This window comes from Microcystis sp. LEGE 08355 (genome assembly GCF_015207185.1).
Lineage (GTDB): Bacteria > Cyanobacteriota > Cyanobacteriia > Cyanobacteriales > Microcystaceae > Microcystis > Microcystis panniformis.
The window spans coordinates 1-5,496 of the sequence record NZ_JADEXI010000312.1; the positions used below are offsets into that span (position 1 = coordinate 1).

Sequence of the window (5,496 nt, forward strand, 5' to 3'; positions counted from 1 at the left end):
ACTAACAGTAATGTCCAAAGAATTGCCGTGGGTGAACCGCGCAGCGTTCCCGTCGGTCAGTACAGCGAAGAAGTTCTGAAAAATCTCGGCATTTTAGAGCAAATAAGACCAAAACTGGTCTTTGCCAACTCCGTCCGTAATGTTCTCGCCGCCGTAGAGACTGGTAACGCCGATGCTGGCATTGTTTACATCACCGATGCGAAAATTTCCGACCAAGTAAAAGTAGTGGCTACGGCTGCCAATAATCTCCATTCTCCGATTATTTACCCCATAGCTGTGATAAAAGCCAGTAAAAACCCGCAAGCTGCCAAGACTTTCGCCCAATATCTCACCGGCGCAGCCGCTAAAAACATTTTTGAAAAATTCGGCTTCGGAATGGCCAGATAAACAATGTCAGACTTTTCCCCCCTAGGGATATCCCTGAAAACCGCCACCATTGCCCTGATAATCATCTTTTTTCTCGGTATTGCCGCCGCTTATTGGATGTTAGGCTATCGTGGACGGTGGAAATCCCTAATCGAGGGAGTTTTCGTCGCGCCCTTAATCTTGCCCCCGACGGTGCTAGGCTTCATTTTACTGCTTCTATTCGGCAAAAACGGACTATTAGGACAGTTATTAGACTTATTTAACTTTCGCGTCGTTTTTACTTGGTATGCCGCCGTTATCACCGCGACGGTGGTGGCTTTTCCCCTGATGTACAAAACCACCCTCGGCGCTTTTGAACAGGTGGATGCCAATCTTTTACAGGTTGCCCGCACCCTAGGGGCATCGGAAGGGAAAATATTCTGGCGCGTACTTTTGCCCCTCTCCTTCCCCGGAGTATTAGCGGGATTAACCCTAGCTTTTGCCCGCGCTTTGGGGGAATTTGGGGCGACTTTGATGTTAGCGGGTAATATTCCGGGGCAAACTCAAACTATCCCGATGGCGATTTTCTTCGCTGTGGAAGCAGGAGCGATGACCGAGGCTTGGATATGGGTGTTTATTATCATTTTAATCTCCCTATCGGGGATTATCGCCGTTAATCTCTGGCAAAGTCAACGTAAACAGCAATTAGGACGACCGGGAGAAAGCAAACCTAACGAGATGGAGGACTGGCTGCCACCCTGGGAGGGTCGCGATTTTGCCCTTTTAGCAGCTGAAAATCAGCATTATAAAGATAAAATAGGCTTATTTGTCGATATAGAGAAATGTTTACCCGGTTTTAACCTCTCGGTCACTTTTAACTGCCAAAATCAGCCCCTAGGACTATTAGGGGCTTCGGGGTCGGGAAAAAGCCTGATTTTGCGATCGCTGGCTGGTGTGGAAACGCCCTCAAGGGGTCGTATTGTCTTAAATGGGCGCATTCTCTTCGATTCGGAAAAGGGAATTAATCTCCCCAGTCGTCAGCGTCGTATCGGTTTTGTGGTGCAGAATTATGCCCTTTTTCCCCATCTCACCGTGGCAGAAAATATCGCTTTTGGTCTCTCGAAAAACTTATCTAAAAAAGTTATTAAACAGCAGATTGCCAACCAATTGGAATTAGTGCAGTTACTTGGCATGGAAAACCGTTATCCTCATCAATTATCGGGGGGACAACAACAACGGGTCGCCATCGCTCGCGCTTTAGCTAGTCGTCCGGAAGCTTTATTATTAGATGAGCCTTTTTCTGCCCTTGATACCCATCTACGCGCTCAATTAGAACGTCAGATGATCAAAACTTTAAGTAATTACGATGGCGTGACAATTTTTGTTACCCATAATATGGATGAAGCCTATCGAATATGCGAGAATTTATTAGTTATGGAAAAAGGGCGGGCAATTGCTAATAATTCTAAACAGAAAATTTTTGAGCGACCAGATAGCGTTAGTTTGGCAAAAATTACGGGATGTAAGAATTTTTCCCGTGCTGTAATCATTAATAATCAACAATTGAAGGCCATTGATTGGGATGTTAAATTACACACCGTCCCCGGGATTCCCGACTATTTAGCCTATACGGGAATTCGCGCCCATCAAATTATTTTTGGTCGAGATTTAGGAGATATTAATACTTTTCCCTGTTGGTTAGCTAATGCCATTGAAGGACCCCATCGGGTGACTCTCTATCTAAAACTTAATCAACCCTCCAACCACGACCGCGATTTTCATATCCAAGCAGAGTTATATAAGGATAAATGGTTAGAAATTAAGGAGCAAGCTTTGCCTTGGACTGTTACTTTATCTCCCCAGCGTTTATTATTATTAAAGTAATGGGTTAATTTTTCTCAAGTGCTGACAGATATAGAGCTTCTAAAATCCCAGACCATCCCGTTAAATACCCGCTCGTGTCCTTAGTTAGTAAAAATGTTCTACATGGAGTTATAAAATCATGGCTAAAAAGGAATCTTGTGATTGGATAATGCGAGTGGATTTACACTTACCCACTCCTGATGAAATGCCGGATGAAATGTTAGAAATAGCAGCAGCAATTGCGTGGGTTAATTACCGAGTGGAGGGGCCAGGTTGTCTGTGGCTGATGGTCAATTCCTGCTGTGAACCTAAATTTATGTATCTGCCAGATATCAAGTTAAGACGAATTGCCGAAAGAGCGCATCCAGAGGTGGATATTTACGATCCAATTAACGAACTACTGCTGTTAGTTAGTCCCAATTGGGAAATATTTTCAGGGGAATTAGTGGGAGATAATGAAACACATTTTTATTACCGAATTAACGTCAAAAAACGAGTAGGAAAATCCTGTGAAGATTCCTGGGAGGTTTGGGGAGAAAAGTTAGGAGAAGTTGGTCGAGAAGGAATGGTAAAAGTAGTGGAAGATGTCTAAAGTGTCGATTGAGTAATTGATTGCTCACCACAGAGACCCAGAGGACACAGAGTTTTTTAAGTAATTTTTCTGATTAATTAAATAGTGTTATATTGGTAGTTAGGATATGGGAAAAAGGCAAGGAAGCGGTTCGGATTTTGTGCTGTCCTTTGGGTGCGGTGTAAAAAATTAGAAGAAAAAGCCCGCAACCCCCTCAGAGGTATTTTAGAGGGCTACATTCCGCACTTCAGAAGGAGGTTCAAGTTATTGAAATAGTTTCAAAAGCCAACAAAAAAACTCAGTTGTATGGTGCGGAGTTAATCGTAGCTGATAGATGGTTCCCCAGTAGCAAAATCTGTTCCAATTGTGGATACAAAAAAGAGTCTCTATCTTTATCCGAAAGAGTTTTTGATTGTGAACAATGCTCTTTTGTTTGTGATAGAGACTTGAACGCTAGTCTCAATCTAGCTTCTTTGGCGGTGAGTTCCACCGTGTCAGCCTGGGGAGTAGATAGTGCCGACACTACTACCTTGAAGCAGGAAATTAGCTTCAAATTTGCTCATGAGTAGATTTGAGTAAGTTTAATAGAACGGCAAACTTTGAGCAGGGATGATTGAATAGGCCGCAAGCTTGTTAGAGTATTGAGAGTAATTTTGAGCGAGCGATGATACTACAGCCTTTCCTTTCTTCCGCTTGGAGTTTTAACATTTCCCTGTTAGCCTCGGCAGCTACAGCCGAAACTGCTGATAGTGCCTTAGTTTTAGCCTGCGTGCTGCTGAGTTTGACCGTTATTTATTTCGCCTGTAAACTGGGGGGGGAAATATGCGTCCGATTCAACTTGCCCCCCGTGTTAGGAGAATTAGTCGGTGGCGTGATTATCGGGGTTTCTGCCCTAAAATTACTGGTTTTTCCAGAAGGTGGGGCGGGATTCGAGGATTCTCTCCTCATTCATTTCCTACAATCCACTTCCCCCCTCACCCCGGAGCAATCTCCCGCCGTTTTTAGTGCTGCCAGTGAGGTGATTTCCGTCCTCTCGGAATTGGGGGTAATTATCCTGCTGTTCGAGATCGGTTTAGAGTCAGACTTGCAGGAATTAATTCGCGTCGGTCCGCAGGCAGCCGTCGTCGCAGTGGTGGGAGTTGCGGTTCCCTTTTTGGTGGGTACTTTGGGTTTAATCTATATCTTTCATCTGGCCACCATTCCCGCCATTTTTGCCGGGGCAGCTTTAACCGCTACCAGTATCGGCATTACCGCCAAGGTTTTAGCAGAAATAGGGCAGTTATCGGCGAAAGAAGGTCAAATTATCATCGGGGCAGCGGTTCTCGATGATATTCTCGGTATTATCGTCCTCGCTGTCGTTGCTTCTTTGGTGAAGACTGGAGAAGTGCAAATTAGCAAAGTAATTTATTTAGTTATTAGTTCTAGCGCTTTTGTAATCGGGGCGATCCTGATCGGTCGTTTTTTAAGCCCCTTTTACGTTCAATTAGTTAATAGCATGAAAACTAGGGGACAATTGCTCTTAGTTTCCCTGATTTTCGCCTTTATTCTTGCCTATATTGCCCAAGTTATCCAATTAGAAGCGATTCTCGGTTCCTTTGCTGCGGGCCTAGTCCTGGCGGAAACGGAAAAGCGCTCGGAATTGGCAGAACAAGTGTTCCCGATCGCCGATTTATTTGTACCGATATTTTTCGTCTGTGTGGGGGCAAAAACCGATTTAAGTGTGCTTAATCCCGCTATTCCCAGGAATCGAGAAGGATTAGTCTTGGCCGCTTTCTTAATTGTCGTCGCGATTTTGGGTAAAGTGGTAACGGGGTTAGCCGTTTTCAGCAAGGAAAAACTCAATCGCTTGGCGATCGGAGTTGGCATGATTCCCCGGGGTGAAGTGGGTTTAGTCTTTGCCGGAGTCGGGGCTGCTAGTGGTGCTTTATCCCCCGCTACCGATGCGGCGATTATTATGATGGTGATCTTGACTACCTTTATCGCTCCGCCCCTGTTAAGGTTAGTATTTAAAGAACCCACCGGCAGCCCTCAATCAGTGAGCAGTGAGCAGTGAGCAGTATTAAGTGGCACTAACAGCACTGTCTTTTCATTGATAACTGATAACTGATAACTGATAACTGATAACTGATCAGAAACATAGCAGACCATGCCAACGTCCCATAAGCTTGTTTTTATTGATAGTCATTCTCAGAGCATTAACGGAGCTATGGATGGCCAAAAATCGACAAAATTGTCCATTTTTACCGAAAAAAGGTAATTGATAACCGAGCAACGGGAGCATCGATCGTGAGATTTCATTGGTTATTCCTAAGCGCATTAACTTGGTTGCTGGTGGCGGCCCCTGCTTGGGCCGGCAAGCTCGTCTCTTGGCGATTCGACACCAATGAGAATCGTCTGGTGTTCACTACCGACAATCGAGTGCAACCGCGAGCGCAAATGATCACTAACCCCACCAGGATCGTGATCGATCTGCCCGGGATCAAGTTAGGGCAACCCAATATTAACCGGCCCATTAGCAATATCGTCAGAAGTGTCCGTATTGGTCAATTTGATGCGGAAACTACCCGTTTAGTGATTGAATTGGCCCCCGGCTACACCGTCGATCCTCAACAGGTAAAAATTCGCGGAATTTCGCCCACCCAATGGACAGTGGAATTGCCAGCTCCCCAACCAATTAGGGAGGAAACGCAACCACCCGTTACCCCTGACCCCACACC

At 45.2% G+C, this 5,496-nt stretch carries 5 protein-coding genes and 1 pseudogene; all 6 read left to right on the forward strand.

The annotated features are described in order from the left end of the window. A partial coding sequence (gene modA, locus IQ242_RS15540) for a molybdate ABC transporter substrate-binding protein (protein ID WP_193960585.1) occupies positions 1 to 387 on the forward strand: 387 nt, incomplete at its 5' end. A 3-nt stretch (positions 388 to 390) separates the two neighbouring features. Beyond that, positions 391 to 2,229: a molybdate ABC transporter permease subunit gene (gene modB, locus IQ242_RS15545; RefSeq protein WP_193960586.1), complete on the forward strand. Its 1,839-nt coding sequence runs from the start codon at positions 391 to 393 to the stop codon at positions 2,227 to 2,229. A 118-nt stretch (positions 2,230 to 2,347) separates the two neighbouring features. Continuing rightward, a complete protein-coding gene (locus IQ242_RS15550) occupies positions 2,348 to 2,800 on the forward strand; it encodes a hypothetical protein (protein ID WP_193960587.1) in 453 nt (150 codons plus the stop codon). A gap of 272 nt (positions 2,801 to 3,072) precedes the next feature. Beyond that, positions 3,073 to 3,348, forward strand: a pseudogene (locus IQ242_RS15555) (zinc ribbon domain-containing protein); the annotation flags it as partial. A 95-nt stretch (positions 3,349 to 3,443) separates the two neighbouring features. Further along, on the forward strand, positions 3,444 to 4,832 hold the full coding sequence (locus IQ242_RS15560) for a cation:proton antiporter (protein WP_193960588.1): 1,389 nt from the start codon (positions 3,444 to 3,446) through the stop codon (positions 4,830 to 4,832). Between the two features lie 233 nt (positions 4,833 to 5,065). Then, positions 5,066 to 5,496, forward strand: a 431-nt coding sequence (locus IQ242_RS15565) for an AMIN domain-containing protein (RefSeq protein ID WP_193960589.1), incomplete at its 3' end; no start/stop codon positions are given.

Bases quoted from the DNA above. Each gene is read 5' to 3' on its own strand.
- IQ242_RS15560 (WP_193960588.1), top strand. From the start codon at position 3,444: ATGATACTACAGCCTTTCCTTTCTTCCGCTTGGAGTTTTAACATTTCC.
- IQ242_RS15550 (WP_193960587.1), top strand. From the start codon at position 2,348: ATGGCTAAAAAGGAATCTTGTGATTGGATAATGCGAGTGGATTTACAC.
- modB (WP_193960586.1), top strand. From the start codon at position 391: ATGTCAGACTTTTCCCCCCTAGGGATATCCCTGAAAACCGCCACCATT.